This window comes from Bradyrhizobium sp. BWC-3-1, assembly GCF_032917965.1.
GTDB lineage: Bacteria > Pseudomonadota > Alphaproteobacteria > Rhizobiales > Xanthobacteraceae > Bradyrhizobium > Bradyrhizobium canariense_D.
This window is the reverse complement of record NZ_CP136625.1, coordinates 3,399,855-3,425,434: the sequence shown is the minus strand read 5'-3', so window position 1 is coordinate 3,425,434 and position 25,580 is coordinate 3,399,855. Positions and strand designations below refer to the sequence as shown.

At 64.0% G+C, this 25,580-nt stretch carries 24 protein-coding genes; 16 read left to right on the top strand and 8 right to left on the bottom strand.

Annotated elements, in window-relative coordinates; all coding sequences use genetic code 11:
• Positions 1-81: 81 nt before the first annotated feature.
• From RX329_RS16405 to RX329_RS16375, 7 genes are all read left to right on the top strand, one after another.
• The gene (locus RX329_RS16405; RefSeq protein ID WP_007602533.1) at positions 82-1,023 is read left to right on the top strand and encodes an ABC transporter permease; all 942 of its coding nucleotides are present in this window, start codon (positions 82-84) and stop codon (positions 1,021-1,023) included.
• Positions 1,024-1,043: 20 nt separating this feature from the next.
• On the top strand, positions 1,044-1,931 hold the full coding sequence (locus tag RX329_RS16400; RefSeq protein WP_085351104.1) for an ABC transporter permease: 888 nt from the start codon (positions 1,044-1,046) through the stop codon (positions 1,929-1,931).
• A 14-nt stretch (positions 1,932-1,945) separates the two neighbouring features.
• Positions 1,946-3,595, top strand: a complete 1,650-nt coding sequence (locus tag RX329_RS16395; RefSeq protein ID WP_247299806.1) for an ABC transporter ATP-binding protein — start codon at positions 1,946-1,948, stop codon at positions 3,593-3,595.
• A gap of 212 nt (positions 3,596-3,807) precedes the next feature.
• Positions 3,808-5,313: a M81 family metallopeptidase gene (locus tag RX329_RS16390; protein ID WP_317246135.1), complete on the top strand. Its 1,506-nt coding sequence runs from the start codon at positions 3,808-3,810 to the stop codon at positions 5,311-5,313.
• A 13-nt stretch (positions 5,314-5,326) separates the two neighbouring features.
• On the top strand, positions 5,327-6,499 hold the full coding sequence (locus RX329_RS16385; RefSeq protein ID WP_317246134.1) for a M20 aminoacylase family protein: 1,173 nt from the start codon (positions 5,327-5,329) through the stop codon (positions 6,497-6,499).
• Positions 6,492-7,913, top strand: coding sequence for an amidase (locus tag RX329_RS16380; protein ID WP_085361715.1), 1,422 nt, complete (start codon positions 6,492-6,494; stop codon positions 7,911-7,913). Before RX329_RS16385 ends, RX329_RS16380 begins: the two co-directional genes overlap by 8 nt.
• 150 nt (positions 7,914-8,063) lie before the next feature.
• Positions 8,064-8,954 (top strand): crotonase/enoyl-CoA hydratase family protein, encoded by an 891-nt coding sequence (locus RX329_RS16375; protein ID WP_085351100.1) that lies wholly within the window; start codon positions 8,064-8,066, stop codon positions 8,952-8,954.
• A 12-nt stretch (positions 8,955-8,966) separates the two neighbouring features.
• Here RX329_RS16375 and RX329_RS16370 read toward each other — a convergent pair whose 3' ends face one another.
• The gene (locus RX329_RS16370; RefSeq protein WP_317246133.1) at positions 8,967-9,944 is read right to left on the bottom strand and encodes an NADPH:quinone oxidoreductase family protein; all 978 of its coding nucleotides are present in this window, start codon (positions 9,942-9,944) and stop codon (positions 8,967-8,969) included.
• Positions 9,944-10,552 carry a 2-hydroxychromene-2-carboxylate isomerase gene (locus tag RX329_RS16365; protein ID WP_317246132.1) on the bottom strand — a complete coding sequence of 203 codons (609 nt, stop codon included), beginning with the start codon at positions 10,550-10,552 and terminating at the stop codon, positions 9,944-9,946. Before RX329_RS16365 ends, RX329_RS16370 begins: the two co-directional genes overlap by 1 nt.
• Before the next feature lie 110 nt (positions 10,553-10,662).
• On the opposite strand from RX329_RS16365, the gene RX329_RS16360 reads away from it, so the two are divergent.
• Together RX329_RS16360 and RX329_RS16355 are read left to right on the top strand one after the other, a co-directional pair.
• Positions 10,663-11,685 (top strand): methionine synthase, encoded by a 1,023-nt coding sequence (locus tag RX329_RS16360; protein WP_204511612.1) that lies wholly within the window; start codon positions 10,663-10,665, stop codon positions 11,683-11,685.
• 4 nt (positions 11,686-11,689) lie between these two features.
• Entirely contained in the window at positions 11,690-11,917 is a 228-nt protein-coding gene (locus RX329_RS16355; protein WP_085351097.1) for a hypothetical protein, read from the top strand.
• Here the strand turns inward: RX329_RS16355 and RX329_RS16350 are convergent.
• The 3 genes from RX329_RS16350 to RX329_RS16340 all read right to left on the bottom strand — a co-directional run bounded on the left by RX329_RS16350 (position 11,914) and on the right by RX329_RS16340 (position 13,940).
• Positions 11,914-12,531, bottom strand: a complete 618-nt coding sequence (locus RX329_RS16350) for a hypothetical protein (RefSeq protein ID WP_026232920.1) — start codon at positions 12,529-12,531, stop codon at positions 11,914-11,916. The two genes, RX329_RS16355 and RX329_RS16350, sit on opposite strands and share 4 nt — an antisense overlap.
• Before the next feature lie 107 nt (positions 12,532-12,638).
• Complete coding sequence (gene gpt / locus RX329_RS16345; protein WP_317246131.1) at positions 12,639-13,166, bottom strand: xanthine phosphoribosyltransferase; 528 nt, start codon at positions 13,164-13,166, stop codon at positions 12,639-12,641.
• Between the two features lie 36 nt (positions 13,167-13,202).
• Positions 13,203-13,940, bottom strand: a complete 738-nt coding sequence (locus tag RX329_RS16340) for a competence/damage-inducible protein A (protein ID WP_317246130.1) — start codon at positions 13,938-13,940, stop codon at positions 13,203-13,205.
• Between the two features lie 279 nt (positions 13,941-14,219).
• Here RX329_RS16340 and RX329_RS16335 point away from each other — a divergent pair, with 279 nt between their 5' ends.
• From RX329_RS16335 to RX329_RS16315, 5 genes are all read left to right on the top strand, one after another.
• Complete coding sequence (locus tag RX329_RS16335; protein WP_018455304.1) at positions 14,220-15,638, top strand: circularly permuted type 2 ATP-grasp protein; 1,419 nt, start codon at positions 14,220-14,222, stop codon at positions 15,636-15,638.
• A gap of 4 nt (positions 15,639-15,642) precedes the next feature.
• Positions 15,643-16,587, top strand: a complete 945-nt coding sequence (locus tag RX329_RS16330) for an alpha-E domain-containing protein (RefSeq protein WP_018455303.1) — start codon at positions 15,643-15,645, stop codon at positions 16,585-16,587.
• 68 nt (positions 16,588-16,655) lie between these two features.
• On the top strand, positions 16,656-17,504 hold the full coding sequence (locus RX329_RS16325) for a transglutaminase domain-containing protein (RefSeq protein ID WP_007611900.1): 849 nt from the start codon (positions 16,656-16,658) through the stop codon (positions 17,502-17,504).
• 122 nt (positions 17,505-17,626) lie between these two features.
• Positions 17,627-18,385 (top strand): proteasome-type protease, encoded by a 759-nt coding sequence (locus RX329_RS16320; RefSeq protein ID WP_026232918.1) that lies wholly within the window; start codon positions 17,627-17,629, stop codon positions 18,383-18,385.
• A gap of 26 nt (positions 18,386-18,411) precedes the next feature.
• Entirely contained in the window at positions 18,412-19,170 is a 759-nt protein-coding gene (locus RX329_RS16315; RefSeq protein WP_085351095.1) for an SDR family oxidoreductase, read from the top strand.
• A 239-nt stretch (positions 19,171-19,409) separates the two neighbouring features.
• Here the strand turns inward: RX329_RS16315 and RX329_RS16310 are convergent, their stop codons facing one another.
• A complete protein-coding gene (locus tag RX329_RS16310) occupies positions 19,410-20,648 on the bottom strand; it encodes an MFS transporter (protein WP_317246129.1) in 1,239 nt (412 codons plus the stop codon).
• A 158-nt stretch (positions 20,649-20,806) separates the two neighbouring features.
• Here RX329_RS16310 and RX329_RS16305 point away from each other — a divergent pair, with 158 nt between their 5' ends.
• Positions 20,807-22,057 carry a NupC/NupG family nucleoside CNT transporter gene (locus tag RX329_RS16305; protein WP_085361711.1) on the top strand — a complete coding sequence of 417 codons (1,251 nt, stop codon included), beginning with the start codon at positions 20,807-20,809 and terminating at the stop codon, positions 22,055-22,057.
• A gap of 103 nt (positions 22,058-22,160) precedes the next feature.
• Positions 22,161-24,287, top strand: coding sequence for a tetratricopeptide repeat protein (locus RX329_RS16300; RefSeq protein WP_317246128.1), 2,127 nt, complete (start codon positions 22,161-22,163; stop codon positions 24,285-24,287).
• A 12-nt stretch (positions 24,288-24,299) separates the two neighbouring features.
• On the opposite strand, the gene RX329_RS16295 is transcribed toward RX329_RS16300, so the two are convergent.
• Together RX329_RS16295 and RX329_RS16290 are read right to left on the bottom strand one after the other, a co-directional pair.
• Positions 24,300-24,839 (bottom strand): cupin domain-containing protein, encoded by a 540-nt coding sequence (locus RX329_RS16295; RefSeq protein WP_085361709.1) that lies wholly within the window; start codon positions 24,837-24,839, stop codon positions 24,300-24,302.
• Between the two features lie 149 nt (positions 24,840-24,988).
• Positions 24,989-25,276 carry an usg protein gene (locus RX329_RS16290; RefSeq protein ID WP_317246127.1) on the bottom strand — a complete coding sequence of 96 codons (288 nt, stop codon included), beginning with the start codon at positions 25,274-25,276 and terminating at the stop codon, positions 24,989-24,991.
• Positions 25,277-25,580 lie beyond the last annotated feature (304 nt).

Below are 25,580 nucleotides of genomic sequence, written 5' to 3'. Positions count from 1 at the left end.
TTGCTGAAATGTTAGGCTGGTGGCAGAACCCCAGGCTCCAGCCGCTGTCTCTGATTTGACTCTCATCTGACGGGATCCAACTTGCTCGGATATCTCCTTCGCCGAATTCTCGCCGCCGTGCCTGTGATGGGCGTGGTGGCGCTGTTCGTCTTCCTCCTGCTCCGCCTCACCCCGGGCGATCCCGCCGCGATTCTGGCCGGCGACAACGCCACGCCGGAGCGGCTCGAGCGCATCCGCACCTCGCTCGGCCTCAATGAGCCGCTGATCGTGCAGTTCATCACCTGGCTGAACAAGCTGCTGCATGGCGATCTCGGAACGTCACTCATCTCCAACCTTCCGGTGATGAAGATGATCGGCCAGCGGGTCGAGCCGTCGATCTCGATCGCGCTGTCGACCATCATCCTCGCCGTCATCGTCGCGGTTCCCCTAGGTGTGATCGCGGCGTGGAAGCACGGCACCTGGATCGACCGCTTCGTGATGGGCCTGTCCGTGCTCGGCTTCTCGGTGCCGGTGTTCGTGGTCGGCTACATCCTGATCGAGGTCTTCGCGATCGACCTGCGCTGGGTGCCGGTGCAGGGCTTCCGCAGCATCTCGAACGGGTTTGGGCCGTTCTTCGAGCGCATCATCCTGCCGACCTGTGCGCTGTCCTTCATCTATATCGCGTTGATCGCGCGCATGACGCGCGCGGCGATGCTCGACGTGCTCGGGGAGGACTACGTCCGCACCGCGCGGGCAAAAGGCATCAACGAAGTCGCCGTGATGATGCGGCACGCGCTGCGCAACGCGGCCGTGCCCGTGATCACGGTGATCGGCACCGGCTTTGCGCTTTTGATCTCCGGGGTCGTCGTCACCGAGAGCGTGTTCAACATCCCCGGCATCGGCCGCCTCACGGTGGATGCGGTGCTGGCGCGCGACTATCCGGTGATCCAGGCGATGATCTTGCTGACGTCGCTGATCTATGTCGTCGTCAATCTCCTGATCGACGTCGCCTACACGCTGCTCGATCCCCGGATCCGGTACTAGGGCTAAGGATAACAACAAAAATGTCGGTCGATACCCTTCCGCAGTCCTCCATCCCGATCACGTCGCCGCTGCGACCGCGCCTCGGATTCCTGACCTCGACGCCGATCATCGCGGCGGCGACCATCTGCCTGGTGTTGGTTGTGCTGATCTCGATCCTGGCGCCGTTGATCGCGCCGTATGATCCGATCCAGCTTGCGCCCTCGCAGCGGCTGAAGCCCTCTTCGGCGCAATTCCTGCTCGGCACCGACGCCTATGGCCGCGACCTGCTGTCGCGCGTGATGTATGGCGGACGCATTTCGCTTCTGATCGGCATCGGCTCGGCGATCATGTCGATCGTCATTGGGTTGGCGATCGGCCTCGTCTCCGGCTTCTTCAAGCTGGTCGATTCCGTCATGATGCGGATCATGGACGGCCTGATGGCAATGCCGAGCATCCTGCTGGCAATCGCCGTGGTGTCGCTGTCCGGCGCCAGCCTCTGGACGGTGCTGATCGCGATCACGATCCCCGAAGTTCCGCGCGTGGCACGCCTGGTGCGTTCGGTCGTGCTGTCGGCGCGCGAAGAGCCCTATGTTGAAGCGGCGATCTCGGTCGGCACATCCCTGCCAAAGATCATGTGGCGGCATTTGATGCCGAACACGATCGCACCTCTGATCGTGCAGGGCAGTTACGTCTGCGCGTCCGCGATCCTTACTGAGGCCATCCTCTCCTTCCTCGGCGCCGGCATCTCGCCGGAGACGCCGACCTGGGGCAACATCATGGCCGAGGGCCGTCAGTACTTCCAGCTCAAGCCGACGCTGATCTTCTGGCCGGGCCTGCTGCTCTCGATCGCCATCCTCAGCATCAATTTGATCGGCGACGCCGCCCGCGATGCACTCGATCCGCGCATGAAGCAGCGGGAAGGCAAATGATGACCGATCAAGTGATGACCAGCCCCATCCTCGACATCAACAACCTCGTCGTGTCCGTCGGCAAGAAGCCGAATGCTGCAAACATCCTCGACGGCATCTCGATCCAGGTGCACGAGCGCGAGACGCTGTGCCTTGTCGGCGAAAGCGGCTCAGGCAAGTCGGTGACCTCCCTGACCACGATGGGTCTGCTGCCGAAGGGCACGCTCGTTCCCACCGGCGGCAGCGTCAAGCTGGTCGGCGAGGAGATTCTCACCGCGACCGACCGCCGCCTGCGGCAGCTCCGCGCGACCCGAATGGCGATGATCTTCCAGGAGCCGATGACGGCACTCAATCCGGTGATGCCGGTCGGCCGTCAGATCGACGAAGTCCTGCGCGCGCACACCAAACTCGACGCGAAGGCGCGCAAGAAGCGTATCCTCGACATGATGGAGCAGGTGCGCCTGCCCCAGGTTGAGCGTATCTTTGCCTCCTACCCTCACCGACTCTCCGGCGGTCAGCGCCAGCGCATCATGATCGCGATGGCGCTCGTGCTCGAACCGAAGCTGCTCATTGCGGACGAACCGACCACCGCGCTCGACGTCACCACGCAGAAGCAGATCTTGACCCTGATCCGCGACCTCCAGCGCGATCACGGAACCGCCGTGCTGTTCATCACCCACGACATGGGCGTGGTCGCCGAGATCGCCGACCGCGTCGCCGTGATGCGGCAGGGCCGACTGGTCGAGACCGGAACGCTGGATTCCATCCTGCGCAATCCGACCATGGAGTACACCCGCAACCTGCTTTCCGCAGTACCGAGCCTGGTGCCGCGCGCGGCACGGCTTGAGACCAAGGAACCGGTGGTGCTGGAAGCCAACGAGCTTGGGAAGGTCTACCGCGAGCGCGCGTTCTTCGGTAAAGGCCGCGAGGTCGTCGCTGCCGACAAGGTCACGCTGACGCTACGCAAGGGTCGCACGCTCGGCATCGTCGGCGAGAGCGGTTCGGGCAAATCGACCGTGGCGCGCTGCATCGTCCGCCTGATCGACCCGACTTCGGGCGGCGTGCGCCTCTCCGGCCGCGAGATCTCGGACATTTCGCGGCGGCTGTTGCAGCCGCATCGGAAGAAGATCCAGATCGTATTCCAGGACCCCTACCGCTCGCTCAACCCGCGCGTCACCGTCGGCGAAAGCATCGCGGAAGGCCCGATCAATTACGGCGTGTCGCATGCCGACGCAACGAAGCGTGCGCGCGAATTGCTCGAGCTGGTCGGCCTGCCCGCCGATGCGGTCGCGCGCTATCCGCACCAGTTCTCCGGCGGCCAGCGTCAGCGCATTGCGATCGCCCGCGCGCTCGCACTCGATCCCGACGTGCTGGTCGCGGACGAGGCGGTCTCCGCCCTCGACGTCTCCGTGCAGGCGCAGGTGCTGGAACTGTTCGACGAGATCCAGCAGCGGCTCGGCATCGCCATCCTGTTCATCACTCACGATCTACGCGTCGCAGCACAGATCTGCGACGAGGTCATGGTGATGCAACACGGCCGCGTCGTCGAGCAGGGTCCGGCCGCCGAAGTGCTGACGCATCCGAAGGAGGCGTACACCAGAGCCTTGCTCGAGGCAGCGCCAGGCCGCGGCTGGGATTTTGCGAACTTCCGGCCGGTGGCCGAGGGCGCGGCGGCCAGCGCCTAGTCTCTCGCCTCGTCATTGCGAGCGCAGCGAAGCAATCCAGACTGTCCCCGCGGAGGGATTCTGGATTGCTTCGCTTCGCTCGCAATGACGGCGGTTGCGACAAGCATTCCCAAAACGGCTTGACGCCATGCGCGGCGCGATTGCTTCCCGGCTTGCTCTCGCCGCAAGCACAGGGCTAACGTCGCGCACTTTCAATTGCTGGACTTGAGTTGATGACACGTATCGCCGTCGGCGGCTTCCTGCACGAGACCAACACCTTCGCTCCGACGAAGGCGACGTTCGCGGACTTCCAGCACGGCGGCGGCTGGCCGGCGATGACGCAAGGTCCCGACGTGTTGAAGGTGATGCGCCGCATCAATGTCGGCCTCGCCGGTTTCGTCGACAGCGCCGAGGCCCATGGCTGGGAACTCGTTCCGACGATTGCCTGCGGCGCGAGCCCTTCGGCGCATGTCACCAAGGACGCCTTCGAGCGCATCGTGAAGGTCATGGTCGATGGCATTGCCGCCGCCGGCCCGATCGACGCCGTCTATCTCGATCTGCACGGCGCGATGGTCACGGAACATCTCGACGACGGCGAAGGCGAGATTCTCGCGCGCGTGCGCCGCGTCATCGGCAAGGGCATTCCGCTTGTCGCGAGCCTCGACCTGCACGCCAACGTCACGCCCGAGATGATAGAGCATGCGGACGCGCTGATCGCCTACCGCACCTATCCCCATATCGACATGGCCGAGACCGGCCGCGCCTGCGCGCAACATCTCGCATTGCTTCTGAAGACAAAGCAGCGTTTCGCAAAGGCCTTCCGGCAATTGCCGTTCCTGATTCCGATCAGCTGGCAGTGCACCAACGACCAGCCGACCAAGGGCATCTACGAAAAGCTTGCCGCGCTGGAGAACGACGCGGTTCCGACGCTGTCCTTCGCGCCCGGCTTCCCCGCCGCCGATTTCCGCGATTGCGGGCCGAGCGTGTTCGCCTATGGCAAGACGCAAGCCGATGGCGACCGCGCGGCGGATGCGATCGTGAAGCTGATCGAAAGCCACGAGGACGATTTCGACGGCAAGATCTGGTCACCTGATGACGGCGTACGCCACGCGATGGAACTCTCGAAGGGCGCCAGCAAGCCGATCATCATCGCCGACACCCAGGACAATCCCGGCGCCGGCGGCGATTCCGACACCACCGGCATGCTACGCGCGCTGGTCCGCAACAAGGCCAGCGCCGCGACCGGCGCGATCTACGATCCGGAATCGGCCAAGGCCGCGCATGCAGCCGGCGCCGGTGCCACCGTGACGCTGTCGCTCGGCGGCAAGTCCGGCATTCCCGGCGACGAGCCCTATCGTGCGACCTTCGTCGTTGAACAACTCTCCGACGGCCGTTTCATCGCCCCCGGGCCCTACTACGGCGGCCGCGAGATGGAGATGGGCCCGTCGGCCTGCCTTCGCATTGGCGATGTCCGGGTCGTCGTATCCTCGCATAAGGCGCAGCTCGCCGATCAGGCAATGTACCGCTATGTCGGCATCGAGCCGACCGAAGAGAAGATTTTGGTCAACAAGAGCTCGGTGCACTTCCGCGCCGATTTCGAGCCGATCGCAGAAAAGCTGATGATCTGCGCCGCCCCCGGCGCGATGCCCGCGGACACAGCCACGCTGCCATGGACGCGCCTGCGGCCGGGCATCCGCATCAAGCCGAACGGCCCGATTTTCACTCCCTCCTCACGCTAACTGGACAGAACACATGCCCACGATCGACCGCATCGACGGCTATGCCGACGAACTCACTGCTATCAGGCGCGACCTTCACGCCCATCCGGAAATCGGCTTCGAGGAAGTGCGCACCTCCGGAATCGTCGCGGACAAGCTGAAGAGCTGGGGCATCGAGGTGCATCGCGGTCTCGGCGGCACCGGCGTGATCGGAGTCATCAAGGGCAAGGGTTCGAGCGGCAAGCGTATCGGGCTTCGCGCCGACATGGACGCGCTGCCGATGGAGGAGAACACCAATCTGAAATGGAGCTCGAAAATCCCCGGCCGCTTCCACGGCTGTGGCCATGACGGCCACACCACCATGCTGCTCGGCACCGCGCGCTACCTCGCCGAAACCAGGAACTTCGACGGCACAGTGCACCTGATCTTCCAGCCGGCCGAGGAAGGTCTCGGCGGCGCCCGCGCGATGATCAAGGACGGGCTGTTCGAGAAATTTCCCTGCGACGAACTCTACGGCCTGCACAACGCGCCCGACCTCAACCACGGCGAGATCGCGATCCTGCCCGGCCCCGCGATGGCCAGCGCCGACTTCTTCGACCTCCGCATCACTGGCTACGGCGCGCACGGTGCGATGCCCGAACGCTCCAAGGACGCGGTGATCATCGCGACCACGCTGGCGCAGGCGATCCAGACCATCGTCAGCCGCAACGTCGAGCCGCTGCAGGCCGCCGTCGTCTCGATCACGCAGATTCACGCCGGTTCGGCGTACAACGTCATCCCCGGCGAAGCGCATCTTTGCGGCACCATCCGCACTTTCTCGAAAGAAGTCCGCATCCTGATCAGCGAACGCATTCGCACGATCTGCGCCGGCATTGCGAGCGCCTATCAGTGCGTGATCGACGTCGACATCCGCGACACCTTCGATGTGCTGGTCAACCAGGTCGAGCAGTCCAAGGTGGTCGAGGAGGTCGCGCGCACCATCGTCGACCCCGCCAACGTGATCACCCGCGCCCAGCCGAAGATGGGCAGCGAGGATTTTGCCGACATGCTTCAAACCATTCCCGGCGCCTATTTCTGGGTCGGCCACGACGGCTCGGTGCCCGTGCACAATCCCGGCTTCGTGCTCGACGACAAGATCCTGCCGATCGGTGCCAGCATGTTCGCCCGGATCATCGAGACCCGGATGCCGGCGGGTGCCCATGCATAAAAAGGGTGTCGAAGAGGAAGTCACCTCGCTGCACGATCTCTCTGCGGTCGATCTGATCGCGGGCTATCGCGCCAAGCAGTTCTCGCCGAGCGAGGTGCTGGAAGACGTGCTCGCGCACGTCGCCGCGTGGGAGCCGCACCTCAAGGCGCTTTATGCATTCGATCCCGACGGCGCGCGCGAGACCGCGAAGGCCTCGACCGCGCGCTGGTCCGGGGGCGAGCCGTCCGGAGCGCTCGACGGCGTGCCGGTGACGGTGAAGGACAACATCGCGACCAAAGGCGTGCCGGTGCCGCTGGGCGCGGCCAGCGTCAAGCTCGTGCCGGCCGAGAAGGACGCACCGCCCGCCGCGCGCCTGCGCGAAGCCGGCGCGATCATCTTTGCCAAGACCACCATGCCCGATTACGGTATGCTGTCCTCGGGGCTGTCCTCCTTCCACGCGCTCGCCCGCAATCCCTGGGACCTCTCCAAGAACCCCGGCGGCTCCAGCGCCGGCGCGGGCGCCGCTGCGGCGGCTGGCTATGGTCCGCTGCATCTCGGCACCGATATCGGCGGCTCGGTCCGCCTGCCCGCGGGCTGGTGCGGCCTCGTCGGATTGAAGCCGAGCTTTGGCCGCGTGCCGATCGATCCCACCTATGTCGGCCGCGTCGCCGGCCCCATGACCCGCACCGTTGACGATTGCGCGCTGATGATGAGCGTGATCGCAAAACCCGACCGGCGCGACGGCATGAGCCTTCCAGCGGAGCCCCTCAACTGGAAGGGGCCGGAGAAATCCCCGCGCAAACTGCGCATCGGATTGATGCTCGATCCCGGCGTTGGCCTCGCGCTGGAGAAACCGGTGCGCGAGGTCGCGGTAAAGGCGGCGAAAGCGTTCGAATCCGCAGGCGCCGTCGTCACCGAGGTCGACGGCATCCTCACGCGCGAGATGCTCGACGGCCTCGACAACTTCTGGCGCGCACGGATGTGGGATGATCTGTCGAAGCTGACGCCGGCCGAACAGGCAAAGGTGCTGCCCTACATTTTCAAGTGGGGCGAGTCCGGCGCGAAGCTCTCGGGCGTCGACGTCATCAGGGGCTTCAACCAGACCATGGCAATCCGCGCTGCGGCATCAAAGCTGTTCTGCGAGCTCGACTATGTGATCTCGCCGACCGCGCCGAACGTGAATTATCCGGCGGAGTGGGCCTCGCCGACCAACGATCCCATGAAGCCGTTCGAACACATTGCCTATACCGTGCCATGGAATATGTCGGAGAATCCGGCGATCTCCATCAACGGCGGCTTCGACGCCAAGGGTTTTCCCATCGGCGTGCAGATCGTCGGCCGCCGCTTCGACGATATCGGCGTGCTTGGCATGGCCAAGGCTTTCGAGAGCCTGCGCGGGCCGCAGAAGCCCTGGCCGAGCCCGCCGGCGAATTAGATACACTCCGTCATGGCCGGGCTTGTTGTTTAGACTGGCCATCCGCGTTCTCTTACTGGCCGCCACATGCCCAGTCCGCGCAAGACGGACGCTGGCGGCTATGCATGACGTCTCTTCGAGACAGAATTCAGGACAGGGAAGGAAACCACCATGGCGTATGAGACGATCAAATACGAGGTCGCCGAGCAGATCCTCACCATCACGCTGAACCGGCCCGACAAGCTCAACGCCTTCAACGCGCAGATGCAAGGAGAGCTGATCGACGCGTTCGACGCCGCCGACAAGGACGACGACGTCCGCGCCATCATCGTCACAGGCGCCGGTCGCGGGTTTTGCGCGGGCGCCGATCTTTCGTCGGGCGCGGACACCTTTGATCGCGACGCGCGTCGCGGACCGGTGAAGCGCTTCGCCGACGGCAAGGTCGACTACAGTGATTCTCAGGTGCGCGACGGCGGTGGCCAGGTGACACTGCGCATCTTCAAATGCCTGAAACCGGTGATTGCCGCGGTGAACGGTCCCGCGGTCGGCATCGGTGTTACCATGCAGCTCGCGATGGACATCCGCATCGCCTCCGATGCCGCGCGCTTCGGCTTCGTGTTCTCCCAGCGCGGCATCGTGCCGGAGGCGGCCTCGAGCTGGTTCCTGCCGCGCATCGTCGGCATCTCGCAGGCGCTGGAATGGTGCTATTCGGGCCGCGTCTTCCCGGCGCAGGAAGCCCTCGCAGGACGTCTCGTCAGCAAGGTCGTGGCCCCCGATGATCTGCTGCCGACCGCCCGGGCGCTCGCCAAGGAATTCGCGGCCAAGACCGCGCCGGTATCGGTGGCGCTGATCCGGCAGATGATGTGGCGCATGATGGGCGCTGACGACCCGATGGAAGCCCACAAGGTCGACAGCCGTGGCATCTACGCCCGCGGCCGCTCCGACGACGTGAAGGAAGGCGTGGTGTCGTTCCTGGAAAAGCGCCCCGCGCAGTTCAAGAACAAGGTATCGAGCGACATGCCGGATTATTTCCCGTGGTGGACTGAGCGGGAGTACAAGTGACCTTGTAGGCGCTTAGTCCATCACCAGCGCCACACGCCCGATCGCCTTGCGGTCGATCAGCAACCGCATCGCCGGCGCAAACTCCTCCAGCGGCAGGCGATGCGAGACGTTAGGGCGCAGCTTGCCCTCTTCCGCCCATGTGAGCAGCGCCCTCAGGCGCACTTCGCCAAGCGCTGGATTTTTCCGCACGGCCTCGCCGGCACGCACGCCGAGCACGCTGGCGCCTTTGATCAGCAAGAGATTGGTTTTCGCCGAGCCGATGCCGCCGGTGAAGCCGATCACCAGCAGCCGTGCGCCCCAGGCGATGCAACGCATCGAGTTTTCGAACACTTCTCCGCCGACGGGATCGAACACGACGTCGGCACCGCGCCCGTCGGTAATACGTTTGACAACATCACGAAACGGCTCGCGGTCGTAGCGCACGAGATGATCGGCGCCGCGCGCCTTGGCGATCGCGAGCTTTTCGTCGCTGGACGCCGTCGCGATTACGGTGGCACCCAGCATCTTGCCGATCTCCACGGCAGCAAGGCCCACGCCACCGCCGGCGCCATGCACCAGCAGCACCTCGCCCGGCGCCACCCGGCCGCGGTCGATCAGCGCGTGATAGGCGGTGCCGTGCCCGGCGAGATAGGTCGCGGCTTCCGCATAGTCGAACGTCGATGGCATCGGGGTGAGCTGCGACGGTGTCACCACGGCTTCATCCGTGAAGGCACCGTGTCGCATCTTGACGATGACCTTGTCGCCGAGGAAGACGCCACTCGCCTCTGCGCCGACCTCGGTCACGTCGCCGGCCGCCTCCATGCCCGGCGTGAACGGCAGCTCCGGCTTGAGCTGGTATTCGCCGGCCGCCATCAGCACGTCGGGAAAATTCAGGCCGGCGGCACGGATCGCGACGCGCACTTCGCCCGGCTTCAGCTCGCGCGACGGAAACTCTTCGAGCTGCAATTTTTCGGGCGCGCCGAGCGCGCGGCAAACGACAGCCCGCACCATCAGGCCGCGCTCGCCTTGCCGCGCAGCAGCGCCTCGCGGATCAACGGCAGGCGGTCATTGCCGAAATACATGTCGGTCTTGCCGAGAAAGATCGTCGGCGAGCCAAAGCCGCCGCGGGCGACGACTTCTTCGGTGTTGGCCTTGAGCTGATCCTTGATCCCCTGCCCCGAAATGCCCGCGAAGAATTTCTGCTCATCGACGCCGACCTTCCTGCAGATCTCCGCGAGCACTGAATCCTGCGAGATGTCCTTGTCCTCGCCCCAATAGGTCTCGAACACCGCCGTGGCGAAAGGCACCGATTCCTGCCCGAGCCAGATGCAGCCGCGCATCGCTTTCACGCTGTTCACCGGAAATACCGTCGGCGGCATCTTGATCGCGAGACCGGCCGAGCGCGACCAGTCGGCAAGGTCCTTTTTCATGTAGCGCGCCTTCAGCGGCACCGGCGTCTCACGCTGCGCGTAGACACTTGGGTTGACCTTATTGAAGATGCCGCCCACCAGGATCGGCCGCCAGATGATCTCCGCGCCAACCTCCCTGGCCAGCGGCTGGATGTTGTGGAAGGCGAGATAGGTCCAGGGGCTGGAACAGTCGAAGAAGAATTCGATCATGGCGTTTCCGGTCCGGCGCCGCCGGTTTCAAGGCGACTTTTGTTGTTCTGTACCTCGACGTTAAGACATGGCAGGAAGGGGCGCAATCATAACCCGCCGAGAGGGCCGCCATGCTGTTTCCAACCACGATCGCCGGCTCCTTGCCGAAGCCGGAATGGCTCGCCGAACCCAACATGCTCTGGGCGCCCTGGAAGTCGCAAGGCGACGAGCTCGTCCGCGCCAAGCGCGATGCGACGATGCTTGCCGTTAAAGTCCAGGAGGACGCCGGGATCGACATCGTCACTGAGGGCGAGCAGGCCCGGCAACATTTCGTCCACGGTTTCCTGGAGAAGATCGAGGGCATCGATTTCGCCCACAAGGTCGAGATGGGTATCCGCAAGGATCGCTACAAGGCGATGGTGCCGCAGGTCGTCGCCCCGCTCCGGCTGAAGAGCCGCGTCCACGCCGACGAGGCGCGTGTCGCCCGCGCGCACACGATGAAGAAGCTGAAATTCACCCTGCCCGGCCCGATGACCATCATCGACACCATTGCCGATCGCTACTATGGCGACCGCGTCAAGATGGCCTTTGCGTTCGCCGAACTGCTGAACGAGGAAGCCAAGGCGCTCCAGGCCGACGGCGTCGATCTCGTGCAGTTCGACGAGCCCGCGTTCAACGTCTATATGGACGAGGTCAACGATTGGGGCATCAAGGCGCTGGAGCGCGCCGCGCAGGGCCTGACCTGCGCCACCGCCGTGCATATTTGCTACGGCTACGGCATCAAGGCCAACACCGACTGGAAGGAAACGCTCGGCGCGCAATGGCGGCAGTACGAGCAGATATTTCCCGCGATCGACGCCAGCCCGATCCAGCAGGTCGCGATCGAGTGCCGCAACTCGAAGGTGCCGCTTGACCTGCTTGCGCTGCTCAAGTCCAAGATCGTGCAGGCCGGCGTGATCGATGTCGCCAGCGACACGGTGGAGACGGCGGAGGATGTCGTGCAGGTGATCGACGCGGTGTCGAAATTCGTGCCCAAGAGCAACATCATCGCCACCACCAATTGCGGCATGGCGCCGATGCGGCGCGAGATCGCCGAAGCCAAGCTGATGGCGCTCGGCGCGGGTGCCGCGCTGGCACGCGAGAAGCTGGGTTAGGGATGTGATCCGTCTGGCGTTCACCATTGCAACGCTTGCCGCGTTCGCGCTGTCGGCGCGCGCAGAGGATCGTTCCGTGCTTCTCAATTGCAAGGCAATCGTGGAGCGTGCGTCGAAGGATGCGAATGCCGCGAGCGAAGCCGAGCTGACGCGCTGCCGCCAAGTGATCCGCGAATGGGCACTGCGCGATGCGCGGACCACAGTGGATGAGCACGGCAAGCCGCTGCGCTAGCGGCGCGCGGTCCGATGCAGCACAGGTTGATATCCAGCGATGATCGCGCGCAGCGTGGAAGGCGGCGTCAACAGCAACGGGTGATCGAGGGCGCTCGGATGCAGGACGTAGCCCGCGGGTGACCACAGCAGCGCCTTGCCCTGCGCGAGGAGGAAGCAGTCATCGCCCTGTTGCACCATCGCGCCGTCAGGCAATTCCGCGAGCGGCATCGACAGCACATGCAGCCGTTTCTTGCCACGATCGAGCCGCTCCCGATGCAGTACGGCATCCATCGCCTTGGCGCTGATGCCGCGGGCGTCGTTGCCCATCTCCCATGCAACGCGAAATCGCTTGGCATCGTCGCGGCGGCAGAAGAAGCAGGGCCGATGGCCGGCGGCAAAAGCCGTGGCCTCGTCGAGGAAGAACAGCTCGGTCCAGCTCCGCCGCGCCATCACCGGCCGACGCCAGCCGCGGAATTCGCACAGGCAGGTGATCCAGGCCGGCGACGACCATCGCTTTTTCAGCAGCGTCTTCGTCGCGGGATCATGAATGATGCCGCGGTTGCCGGTGAACATGCCGCGGTGCGGTGTCGCGATGATCTCGCCGGTCGGCGTGACGCGGTTTTGCAGGGGCATGGTCGCCTCCACCGGTCATTGCGAGCGAAGCGAAGCAATCCAGAAATGCATCCTCGGAGGTAGCCTGGATTGCTTCGTTGCTTCGCTCCTCGCAATGACGGCGATAATCACGCCGCCCCGTCGCGAAGCGGCGGGTGATAGGACAGCGCGGTGTCCCAGGGGAAGAAGATCCAGGTGTCCTGCGAGACTTCGGTGATGAAGGTATCGACCAGCGGACGTCCCTTCGGCTTGGCGTAGACGGTTGCGAAATGCGCGTCGGGGAGCATCGCGCGCACCAGCTTGCCGGTCTTGCCGGTGTCGACGAGATCGTCGACGATCAGGAGCCCCTTGCCGGTGCCGCCGCCAAGCGTCATCACGTCTTCGGAAATGCCCTTCAGCACTTTGAGATCGCCCTGCTTGTCGTGGTCGTAGCTGGCGATGCAGACCGTATCGATCACGCGCACGCCAAGCTCGCGCGCCACGATCGCCGCCGGCACAAGCCCGCCGCGGGTGATCGCGATCACCGCATGAAACGGACCAACTTCATTGAGCCGCCAGGTCAGTGCCCGGCAATCCCGGTGGAACTGGTCCCACGACACCGGAAAGGGGCGGCCCGCCCGTTCTTCCGGACTTAGTTCCGGTGCTTCACCAGCCATCGTCGTCTCCTGCTTCGTCTGCCGGCAGCTAGGTTGCTAGCGGGTGATGTTCAATCCGGCCAGCATTTCCTTCACCGCCGCCATTGCGGCTGCGAGCTTGTCCGCATCGCGCGAGCGCACCACCAGATTGGTGTTCGGCTTCTGCTCTTCATCCATGAAGGGATAGCTGCCGATGATGGTGTCGGGATGTTGGGCGGCAATCGCCCGCAGCGGGCTGCCGATGTCGCCTTCCCGCGCATTGGCGCGGACCGATTCGGAGAGCATGCGCACGCCCGATTTCAGCTTGGGTGAGACGATGTCCATCATCGCCTGCATGATCGAGGGCACGCCCGCCATCACGATGACATTGCCGATCTTGAAGCCGGGGGCGAGGATGGTCGCGCTCTGGATCAGCTCGGCACCATCAGGAATGCGGGCCATGCGCAGGCGGGCCTCGTTGAGGTCCTGCTCGCTCCAGCGCTCGCGGAAACGGGCGACCACCTCCGGGTGATGGTCGATGCCGACGCCGAACGCCTTGGCGATGCTATCAGCGGTGATGTCGTCATGGGTCGGCCCGATGCCACCTGTGGTGAAGACATAGGTGTAGCGATGCCGCAGTGCATCCAACGCGGCAATGATGTCGGACTCGTCGTCGGAGACGACCCGGACCTCCTTCAGGTCGATGCCGATATTGGTCAGGTATTCGGCGATGAAGCCGATGTTCTTGTCCTTGGTCCGGCCGGACAGGATTTCGTCCCCAATGACCAGAATACCCGCCGTGACGATCTCGCTCATTACCTCAAGTCCCTCACCTATCGGCCCGACTTTGCCGAGGTAACGCGTTGAAGTCACGCGGTTTTGCTGCCGAAATAAGCAGTCCTCAGCCATTTTTTCAGGCAAGCCGCCGGCCATCCCCGGCAAATGTCCTCTCCCCATGCTTATCGCGCTGGCCCGGCCCTTGCTACCGCATGAAAGTCATGCACTCTTGCCGCATGGCCAGGACGTTGCGGTCTTCACCAGGGCCTCGCGACCTGTCGAATGGCGCAACGCACTTGCGGAGACAAGTCGGGATCTATGGCAGTCGCGTTTGATGAAATGAACATTCCCGGTGGGGACCTTCGGCCCGCCTATCAGGAGCTGGCGCGCTGGCTCAAGGAGACGCCTCCCGAGGCGCTCGAATATCGCCGCCAGGAGGCCGAGCTCCTCTTCCGCCGCATCGGCATTACCTTCGCGGTCTATGGCGACTCCGAGTCCACGGAGCGCCTGATCCCCTTCGACGTGATCCCGCGGATCATGTCCGGCAAGGAATGGGCGCTGCTGGAGAGGGGCCTGAAGCAGCGCGTGCGCGCGCTCAACATGTTCCTGCGCGACATCTATCACGGCCGCGATATCCTCCGTGCCGAGATCGTGCCCGACGACCTCATCTTTCAGAACCCGGTCTTCCGTCCCGAGATGAACGGCCAGCAGGTGCCGCACGACGTCTACGTGCACATCGCCGGCATCGACATCGTCCGGGTCGATGCCGAGGACTTCATCGTGCTGGAGGACAATGCACGCACGCCCTCGGGCGTGTCCTACATGCTGGAAAACCGCGAGATCATGATGCGGCTGTTTCCGGACCTGTTCGCCCGCCACAGGGTGGCGCCGGTCGAACGCTATCCGGACGAGCTGCTATCCGCCTTGCGCTCGGTGGCGCCGCAAAGCGCCTCCGGCGAGCCGACCGTCGCGTTGCTCACGCCGGGCGTCTACAACTCGGCCTATTACGAGCACTCCTTCCTCGCCGACAAGCTCGGTATCGAGCTGGTCGAGGGCCGTGACCTCATCGTCAAGAACAACGAAGTGTTCATGCGGACGACCGAGGGCGTGAAACGGGTCGACGTGATCTACCGCCGCGTCGACGACGACTACCTCGATCCCCTCACCTTCCGGCCCGACTCCGCCCTCGGCGTGCCCGGGCTGATGTCGGCCTATGCGGCCGGCAACATCACGCTCGCCAACGCGGTCGGCACCGGCATCGCCGACGACAAGGCGATCTACTCCTACATGCCGGACATCGTAAAATTCTACCTCGGCGAGGAGCCGATCCTGAAGAACGTGCAGACCTGGCGCTGCCGCGAGCCGAAGGATCTCGCCTATGTGCTGGACCATCTGAGCGAGCTCGTCGTGAAGGAGGTGCACGGCTCCGGCGGCTACGGCATGCTGATCGGCCCTGCCGCGACCAAGGCGACGATTGAAGCCTTCCGCGAGAAGCTCAAACGCGAGCCCGAGGGCTTCATTGCGCAGCCGACGCTGGCGCTCTCGACCTGCCCGACCTGCACGGCATCCGGCCTTGCGCCCCGCCACGTCGACCTGCGGCCGTTCGTGCTCACCGGCAGCAAGAGCACCACGATCGTCCCCGGCGGGTTGACACGCGTTGCCCTGAAGGAAGGCTCCCTGGTGGTGAATTCGAGCCAGGGCGGCGGCACCAAAGATACCTGGATCCTGGACGAGTAGAGAGATGCTGTCGCGTACCGCCGAAAACCTCTATTGGCTCGCCCGCTACGTCGAACGGGCCGAATATCTCGCGCGCACCATCGATGCGACGCTGCGCGTCACCGCGCTTCCCGCCGCCTATATCGGCAAGACCAACGAATGGGACTCGGCGCTTTTGACCGCCGGCGTCGCCGCAAGCTTCTATCAGCAGTACGAAGAAGCCAACGAGCGCAACGTCGTGGATTATCTCTCGTTCTCGGCGGATAATCCGTCCTCGATCAGGAATTGCATCGAGGCCGCGCGGCTGAATTCGCGCTCGGTGCGCACAGCGCTGACGAGCGAGATGTGGGATACCATCAACTCGGCCTGGATCGAGTTGCAGGAGGTCTGGAGCAGAGGGACCTCCACGCGCGAGGATCTCGCAAAGTTCCTGCGCTTCGTGCAGGAGACCTCGCTGCGCTTCGACGGCTCGGCCTACCGGACCATGCTGCGCAACGACGCCTACTGGTTCTCGCGGATGGGCCTGCATCTCGAACGCGCCGACAACACCGCTCGTATTCTCGACGTGAAATACCATGTGCTGCTGCCCGAGGAGGAGCATGTCGGCGGCCCGCTGGATTTCTACCAATGGACCTCGATCCTGCGTTCGGTTTCGGCGCTGACGGCCTATCACTGGGTCTATCGCGAGACACTGAAGCCCTGGCTGATCGCGGATTTGCTCATCCTCAACGATTCGCTGCCGCGTTCGCTCGCAAGCTGCTACGGCAATCTGGTGCGCAATCTCGATCAGATCGGCGTCGCCTATGGCCGCCAGGGTCCGGCCCAGCGCCATGCCCGCGGCATTCGCAACCGGCTGGAACACAGCAATATGAACGACATTTTCCAGCATGGCGTGCATGAATTCATTCAGGAATTCATCTTGGACAATTCCAGGCTGGGCGAAATCATCACGAAGCAGTATTTGATCTGATACTGCTGCCATTCCGGGGACGCCCGCAGGGCTAGCCCGGATCGATGACGCTACAACAACGGTCCACCATGCGCCTGCGAATCCTGCACACCACGACCTATCGCTACGAGCCGCAGGCCACGAGCGTGATCCAGATCCTGCGCATGACGCCCGGCAGCCATGACGGGCAATATGTGGCGGAGTGGCAGATCGACGTGTCGACCGACACCAAGCTCGACACCCACGAGGATGCGTTCGGCAACGTCACCCATGTGCTGTCCTGCGGACCGGTCGGCGATATCAAGATCACCGCCGAGGGCCTGATCGAGACCCATGACACCGGTGGCGTTCTCCGCGGCGCCGACGAGCGCTTTCCCGCCGGCATGTTCTTGCGCGCCACCGACCTTACCACGGTCAATCCGGCGATGAATGCGGTCGCGCGCCAGCTGCGTAGCGAGGCCGAGAGCGACACGCTGGGCTTCCTGCACACGCTGATGACGCAAATCAGCGATCACATGACCTTCGACGAGGACCCCACCAACAGCGGCACGTCGGCGGCGGAAGCGTTCACGCTCAAGCGCGGCGTCTGCCAGGACTACGCGCACATCTTCATCGCCTGCGCCCGCAGCGGCGGCGTGCCGGCGCGCTTCGTCTCCGGCCATTTCCTGCGCTCCGACGGTACGGTGCATCAGGACGCGGGCCATGCCTGGGCGGAGGCCTATGTCGACGGTCTCGGCTGGGTCGGCTTCGATCCCGCCAACAGCATCTGCGCCACCGACGCCCATGTCCGCGTCGCGATCGGGCTCGATTATCTCGGCGCCGCCCCCGTACGCGGCACCCGCTATGGCGGCGGCGCGGAGACGCTGTCGGTGGCGGTCAAGGTCGAGCAGGCCGGCCGTGGCGGCCAGTCGCAATCGCAGTCCCAGCGGCAGAGCTGAGCCGCGCCCCGCGCGCCCCTCACCCACGGTCGGTTTCCACCCTGCCGCCCCGCGGCAATCGGGGGTTGGAGCGGCCCTTGAAATTGGCTAGTAATCCGCGCAAACGCGTTCGGGGACAGGAAATGACCTATTGTTGCGGAATTCTGGTTCGGGACGGTCTGGTGATGATCGCCGACACCCGCACCAATGCCGGCCTCGACAACGTCTCGACCTTCCGCAAGCTCCACATCTTCTCCAAGCCCGGCGACCGCATCATGGCGATTGCCAGCGCCGGCAACCTCGCCATCAGCCAGTCGGTGCTCTCGACGCTGACCGAGGGCCTCGAAGACCCCGACACCGGTGAGATCGAGACGCTGATGAACGCGCCGACCATGTTCCAGGCCGCCCAGCGCATTGGCCGGGCGATCCGGGCCGTGCACGCGACCGAGGGCCCCGCACTGAGGTCTGAGGACGTATCGTTCGACGTGTCCTTCCTGTTCGGGGGCCAGATCAACGGCGCGCGCATGCGCCTGTTCATGGTCTACACCGCCGGCAATTTCATCGAATGCACCACCGACACACCCTATCTGCAGATCGGCGAGCACAAATACGGCAAGCCGGTGCTCGACCGCGCCATGCATTACGACGTCGAACTCTACGAGGCGCTGAAGACCGGGCTGATCTCGATGGATTCGACCATGCGCTCGAATCTCGGCGTCGGCCTGCCGATCGACGTTCTGGTGGTGCGCGCCGACGCCTGCGAGGCCGACCTCAACCACCGCATCGAGGCGGGCGAGCCCTATTTCCACGATTTGCGCTCGCGCTGGTCGGCGGCCTTGCGCGCCGCGCATCAGAACATTCCGCGGCCGCCCTACAAGAACGAAAAAGAATCCAAAACCTGACAGATCAAGAGAAAAGGCAGGAAACGATGAGTGAAGCGAAAAAGATCGCAGTGGTGACGGGCGCCGGCACTGGAGTCGGGCGCGCGGCGTCACTGGCGCTGATGAACACAGGCTTCACCGTGGTGCTGGTCGGGCGCCGGCCCGAGATGCTCGAGGAGACGGCCAAGCTCGGCCCCGCGGGAAAAAGCCTCTGCGTCACCGCCGACATGACCAAGCCGGACTCGATTGCGGCACTGTTCGACAAGGTGAAGGCCACCTGTGGCCGGCTCGACGTGCTCTTCAACAATGCCGGCATGGGCGCCCCTCCGGTGAATTTCGAGGATCTCAGCCTCGAGCAGTGGCAGGCGGTGGTGAACACCAACCTCACCGGACCGTTCCTGTGCACCCAGCACGCCTTCCGCATCATGAAGGACCAGACCCCGCGCGGCGGCCGCATCATCAACAACGGCTCGATCTCGGCGCATGCGCCGCGGCCATTCTCGGCGGCCTATACCTCGACCAAGCACGCCATCACCGGCCTCACCAAGGCGTCCAACCTCGACGGGCGCATGTACGACATCGCGGTCGGCCAAGTCGACATCGGCAATGCCGCAACGCCCATGACCGACCGCATGGTCAACGGTCCCGGCGTGCTGCAGCCCGACGGCACGTCGAAGCAGGAGCCGCGCATGGACGCGAAGGCGGTCGGCGATGCCGTTGCCTACATGGCCGGCCTGCCGCTCGATGCCAACGTGCTGACCATGACCGTCATGGCAACCAAGATGCCGTTCGTGGGACGGGGCTGAATCAGAAAACGCGAAAACAACCCCATGCACAGTAGGCGGCATGGGGTTGCAGCCTCGCTCCGCAAGCGGACGTGAAGTCGGCTAAATCTCCGCACTGCTTCAACAATCGTCATTGCGAGCGCAGCGAAGCAATCCAGACTACCACCGCGGCAAGATTCTGGATTGCTTCGTCGCGCCAGCGCAAAATTACTTCACAATTTGTCGCGGGCTCCTCGCAATGACGGGGAGAGAGCGAGCTCCTACTCCAAACTCTCCACCCGGCGCAGACTCGGAAACAGCTTCATCCACAACAGCGCCACCGCAACCGTGCAGACGCCGCCCAGCACGGCTGCCGGCATCGCGCCGAACAGTGCGGCAGCCACCCCGCTCTCGAACTGGCCGAGTTGGTTGGAGGCGTTGATGAAGAGGAAGTTCACCGCACCGACCCGGCCACGCATCTCGTCGGGCGTCGCGAGCTGCACCAGCGAGAAGCGGATCACGACGCTGATCGTATCGGCCGCGCCGAGAACGGCGAGCGCGAGCACCGAGAGCCACATCCAGGACGACAGCGCGAACACGATCGTTGCGACGCCGAACACGATCACTGCCTGAAACATGCGCAGGCCCACATGCCGCGAAAAGGCGTGACGGGCCAGCACCATGGTCATCAGCAGCGCGCCGACCGCGGGCGCGGCGCGGAGGATTCCGAGTCCCATCGGACCTGTCTGGAGGATGTCGCGGGCATAGATCGGCAGAAGCGCGGTGACGCCGCCGAACAGCACCGCGAACAGATCGAGCGAGATGGTGCCGAGGATCGCCGGATTGCCGCGGATGAAGCGGACGCCGGCGAAGATATTGTCGGCTCCCGCCATATCCTTGGCGATCGCCTGCGGGCGCGGGCGGATGAAGCCGGTCAGGATCATCCCGAAGATCCAGAACAGCACCATCACCGCGTAGGCGAGATGCGGCGCAACCGCGTAGGCAAAACCGCCTAGCGCCGGACCGGTAATGGTCGCGACCTGCGCCGCACCGCTGGAGACGGCGGTGGCGCGCTGGAGCGAGCCCTGCGGCGCGATCGCCGGCAGCAGCGCCGCGGTGGTCGGGCTCTCGAACGCGCCGGCAATGCCGAGCACGAAGGTGGCCACGAAAATCTGAACTTCGCTGACCAAGCCGAGATAGGTGATGACGCCGAGATAGAGCGCGGTCGCTGCTTCCACGAGTTGGCAGAGCTGGACCACGCGCTTGCGCTCGTAGCGGTCGGCGGCATGGCCGGCGATGAACACCAGCAGCGCCGTGGGCAGGAATTGCACGAGGCCGACCATGCCGAGATCGAAGGCCGAGCCGGTGAGATCGTAGATCTGCCAGCCGATCGCGACCGCCGCAATCTGGCTGGAGAAACGCGACAGGCTGCGCGAGAGCAGAAAGAACAGAAAGGCGCGATGGGAGAGGAGCGCGCGGGCACTGACCGGCGGGTTTCCCGATATGGGCTGGTCTGGCATCGCCTCTTCGGTCACGCTCGGGCTATCCGGCTCCTGATGTCGACGTGCTCCGCGTGGCTGACGCGGACCTGCTTGTCAACAGCGAGACGCTTCGACAATCTCCCGGCATTGCGTTTGCAACGCAGGGGTGGCCATAATCATCGGGGTTTGGGGACATCATGCTGCGGCTGCAATCGGCACTCGGCGTTTTCGCATTGCTGTTGATCGCCTTGGTCCTGAGCGAGAATCGCCGCGCGGCCTCGCTGCGCCAGGCGGCGATCGGCCTCGTCGCCACCTTCGTCACCGCGATCGTTCTCCTGAAGGTGCCCGTCGTCGCGCGCGCGTTCGGTGCCATCAACGACGCGGTGGGCGCGATCTCGGCGGCCTCGCGCGCCGGCTCCTCCTTCGTGTTCGGCTATGTCGGCGGCGGTCCCCTGCCCTTCGACCTGAAAGCACCGGGTGCCGATTTCGTCCTGGCGTTCCAGGCGCTGCCGATCGTGCTGGTCATGAGCGTGCTGACGACGCTCTTGTTCTATTGGCGCGTGCTGCCGCCGGTCGTGCGCGGCATGGCCTGGCTGCTGGAGCGGACGCTCGGCGTCGGCGGCGCGGTCGGACTCTCGACCGCCGCCAACATCTTTCTCGGCATGGTCGAGGCGCCGCTGTTCGTGCGGCCTTATCTCGCGCAAATGACCCGCAGCGAGTTGTTCCTGGTGATGACCGGCGGCATGGCCGGCATCGCCGGCACGGTGCTGGTGCTGTATGCGACGCTCCTTGCTCCCCTCATTCCCGACGCAGCCGCCCATTTCGTCATCGCCTCGGTGCTGGGTGCCCCGGCCGCGATCCTGGTCAGCCTCATCATGGTGCCGGAGACATCCGACAAGCGCACCGGCGGCGCGCTGGAGGCTCCCGAGATGGAGGTCTCCAGCACGATGGACGCGATCGTGAAAGGGACGGGCGCGGGGATCGAGCTGCTGATCAACATCGTCGCCATGCTGCTGGTGCTGGTGGCGCTGGTCTATCTCGTCAATGCGATCCTCGGCCTGCTGCCTGATGTCGGCGGCGCTGCGATCTCGTTGCAGCGCCTGCTCGGCCTCGTGATGGCGCCGGTGTGCTGGCTCATGGGATTGCCGTGGGATCAGGCGATCACCGCCGGCAGCCTGATGGGCACGAAAACCGTGCTGAACGAGCTGATCGCCTATGTCGACTTCTCGAAGCTGCCGCCCGGCACGCTCGATCCGCGCTCGCGCCTGATCATGCTCTATGCGATGTGCGGCTTCGCCAATTTCGCCAGCCTCGGCATCATGATCGGCGGTCTCGGCGTGATGGCGCCGGAACGGCGCGAGGAAATCAATGCGCTCGGGCTGAAGTCGATCGTGTCGGGAACGCTGACGACGTGCCTGATGGGAGCAGTGGTGGGGGTGTTGACGTGAAGCTTGTGTGAGGCTGGCGCCCTCGCAGCTCCGATGGGGCGCAGCGCAATCGCGACAATCCTTCCATGTTAATCTCTTCAGGAGATTCGGCTGGAATTGATTCATGAGCAACAGCGCAGGCCAGCGGGCATTTCAAAATGCCCGGCTTCAGAAACGGCAAAAAGCCGAGCTAGGGCCGTTGCTCGCGCGCGCCCTCCAGCTGCACAAGGCGGGACTTCTCCCCGAGGCAAAGACGGCCTATCGCGAACTCCTGGAGCTTGCGCCCGACCAATTCATCGCGCTGCATTTGCTGGGCGCTTTGGAGTCTGAATCCAAAAACTATCGGCAGGCGCAAATTTTGCTGAGCCGAGCGGTGGCCTTGGATCCGCGATCTGCCGAAGCCCATATGAGCCTGGGCGTCGCGCTCAACGGGCTGAAACGTCACAATGAGGCCCGCGAGAGCTATCGGAAGGCCCTCGCCCTTCGACCCAACTACGCCTTGGCCCTGTCCAATCTCGGCAACGCAAGCGCGGCCCTTGAACTTTACCAGGAAGCGCTCGAGAGCTACGACAAGGCGCTCGCAATCGACGGAAGACTTTCCGAAGCCCATAACGGCCGGGGTTGGGCGCTCTGCCGTGTGCGCGCCTATGACGAAGCGATCGCAAGCTTAAACCGCGCGCTATCGATCAAGCCTGACTACGCCTCGGCGCTGTCGAGCCGCGCCGTTGCATTGCGGGAGCTTCAGCGATTTGACGAAGCCATGGCGGATTGCAATCGCGCAATCGCCCTCGCACCCGACGACGCGAATGGATGGCTCTGGCGGGCCAGTATCTTGCTCCTGACCCGGCAAGTTGCCGAAGCATTGTCCGATTGCGAGAAGGCTCTCGCGGCCGATCCCGGCTTCTCTCAGGCCCACAGCCTGCTCGGCCAATGTCTCGCGGCACTTGGCCGGGTCGACGAAGCCCTCGCCAGTTTCGACAGAGCTCTCGACATCGAGCCTGATCAGAGCACGATCTCCAGCAAGATATTCACCCTCGATTTCATGGCCGACGCCAGCGTTGCGCAGCATCAGCAAGCGCGACATGTATGGTGGGAGCAGATCGGCGCGAAGATCGCCTCGGCAGCGGCGGGACCGCATGAGAACAGCCGCGATCCGGATCGCCGTCTGGTGCTGGGTTATGTCTCGTCGGATTTTCACACACATTCAGCGGCGTTCATTTTCAAGCCGGTCCTGCAGCACCATGATCGGGCACAGTTCGAGATCGTGTGCTACGCCTGTTCACCGAAAACGGACGCGACGACCCGCGAGTTTCAGGGGATCGCCGATCGCTGGCGCGACGCCTCGCAATGGTCCGACGATCGCCTCGCCGCTCAGATCCGCGCCGACGGCGTCGATATCCTGATCGATCTGTCCGGCCACACCAGCGGAAACCGCCTCGGTGTGTTTGCGCGCAAACCGGCACCTATTCAGGCGCATGGCTGGGGCCATGGTACCGGGACCGGGTTGCCAACCATCGATTATCTATTCTCGGACCCGGTCGCGATTCCTGCCGCGGTTCGGCATCTGTTTGCGGAGACCATCGTTGACCTGCCGTGCTTTGTGACGCTGGCGCCGCTGCCACCCGGGATTGCGCGGGCGCCGACGCCGGCGCTCGCGAACGGCTTCATCACATTCGGTGTCTTCAACCGCATCAGCAAGATTTCGAACGAGGCGGTGGAAGTCTGGTCTAGGATTCTCGAGCGGGTGCCGGGTTCGCGACTGCTGATCAAGGATACTGCACTGGACGCTCAGCTGGTCCGCGACAATCTGCTGGCGCGGTTTGCCGCTTGCCAGTTGCCGGCCGAACGCGTCGATCTGCTCGGAGCCACGTCGCGAGACGAACATCTGGCAACGTTCAATCGCGTCGATATTGGCCTCGACCCATTCCCGCAGAATGGCGGCGTCAGCACGTGGGAAGCCTTGCAGATGGGCGTGCCGGTGGTGGCGAAGCTCGGTCACAGCCTGCCGAGCCGTGCTGCCGGCTCCATCCTCACCGCGCTGGGCCTGCCGGAGTGGGTCGCGGACAGCGATGAGGCCTATGTCGAAATCGCAGCGAGCCGTGGGTTGCAGATCGGCGAGCTCGATAAGTTGCGCGGCGAACTGCCCGGACAGATCAGGGCTGCCGCCGCCGGCAACCCAATCTCATACGTGCAAGCGGTGGACGATGCCTATCGCGCGATGTGGAAACGCTATTGCAACGACGGCGGCTGATCTCCGCCTCGCCTACGCCTTCAACTCCACGGTCCTGAACTCCGCCGGCAGGATCACCTCCAGCAGCTCGACGTCGTCCGAATAGTCCAGGATCATGTGCTTGATCTTTGGCGGCTGGGTCCAGGCGCTACCTTCTTTCATCAGCGTCTCGCCCTCTCCGTCCATATAGGTCTTCACCCAGCCCTTGAGCACGTAGACCATCTGGAATTCGACGTCGTGAAAGTGCAGCTTCGACACTTCGTCCGGATTGCAGGGGCCTTGCAGCCGGATCACGTGCGCCTGCGCGAGGCCGTGGCTGGCGGCGGCGATGCCGAGGTCGCGATATTTCGCGTAGGTACGCAGACCGTCGGCTTTGAAGTCTTCCTCGCGGTGATGGCTGATCGCAATGCGCTGCTTGGGCCGCGCCGGTTTCTTGACGGATGACTTTGCCGTTGTCGTGGGGGCTTTTGCCTTCACCGCCGTGCGCGCCGTGGATCGTGCTGCGGGTTTGGCCCCGCTACGCTTCTTCACCGCGGCTTGCGATGCGCTGCGCGATTTTGCTTTCTTGGCCATGGGCGGCCTCCCCTGTTGTTATGGGGAGAGGCTAGCACAGAATGCGAAATCGCAGGGTAGGTTAGCGCTAACGTACCCACCACTTCTTTGCGCAAGCGTTGAGGCATGGGGGGTTACACTGACGCTAACCCACCCTACAGCTCCGCCCTTCAATGCAGCCGGAGTACGCCGTCCACCGCGCGCAACTCGGCCGGCTTGATCAGCTTGGAATGCGCCACTGTCACCGAGTGAAGCGGTCCGTCGAGCTTTTCCTGCCAGAACGCCAGAAAATCCTTCAGCGCCGGAAATTTCGGAAACATGTCGTAGTCCTGCCAGACGTAAGTCTGGAGCAGCGAGGGATGATCCGGCATCCGGTAGAGAATCTGCGCCGTCGTCATTCCGTAACCCAGCAGCTGTTTCCGGAAATCGTCCGAAACGGCTCCACTCCGCAAGCCCATGCCAACCTCCTTTGCAGGAGCGCATTCAAGGGGTGGCTTTCCGGTGCGCCTTAAGAGCCACCCGCTGCTGATGCGCTCACATAAGAGAAATGTGACGCAAACTGACAATCCATCTCAAGCCCAAAAGTTTAACAAGCTGTTGAAATTCAATGCGTTAGCAGCAGATCTAGCTCCGTGCTAATACTGCGCCGAGCGCGATTAACGATGGAAAGAGATTTTGGCAGGCGGCGCCTCCGAGTGCTATTTTTCTGCTACAAGCCCTTGCTCCCGCCAAAATCCTGCCTTATCTCAGTTGTGCCTGCGC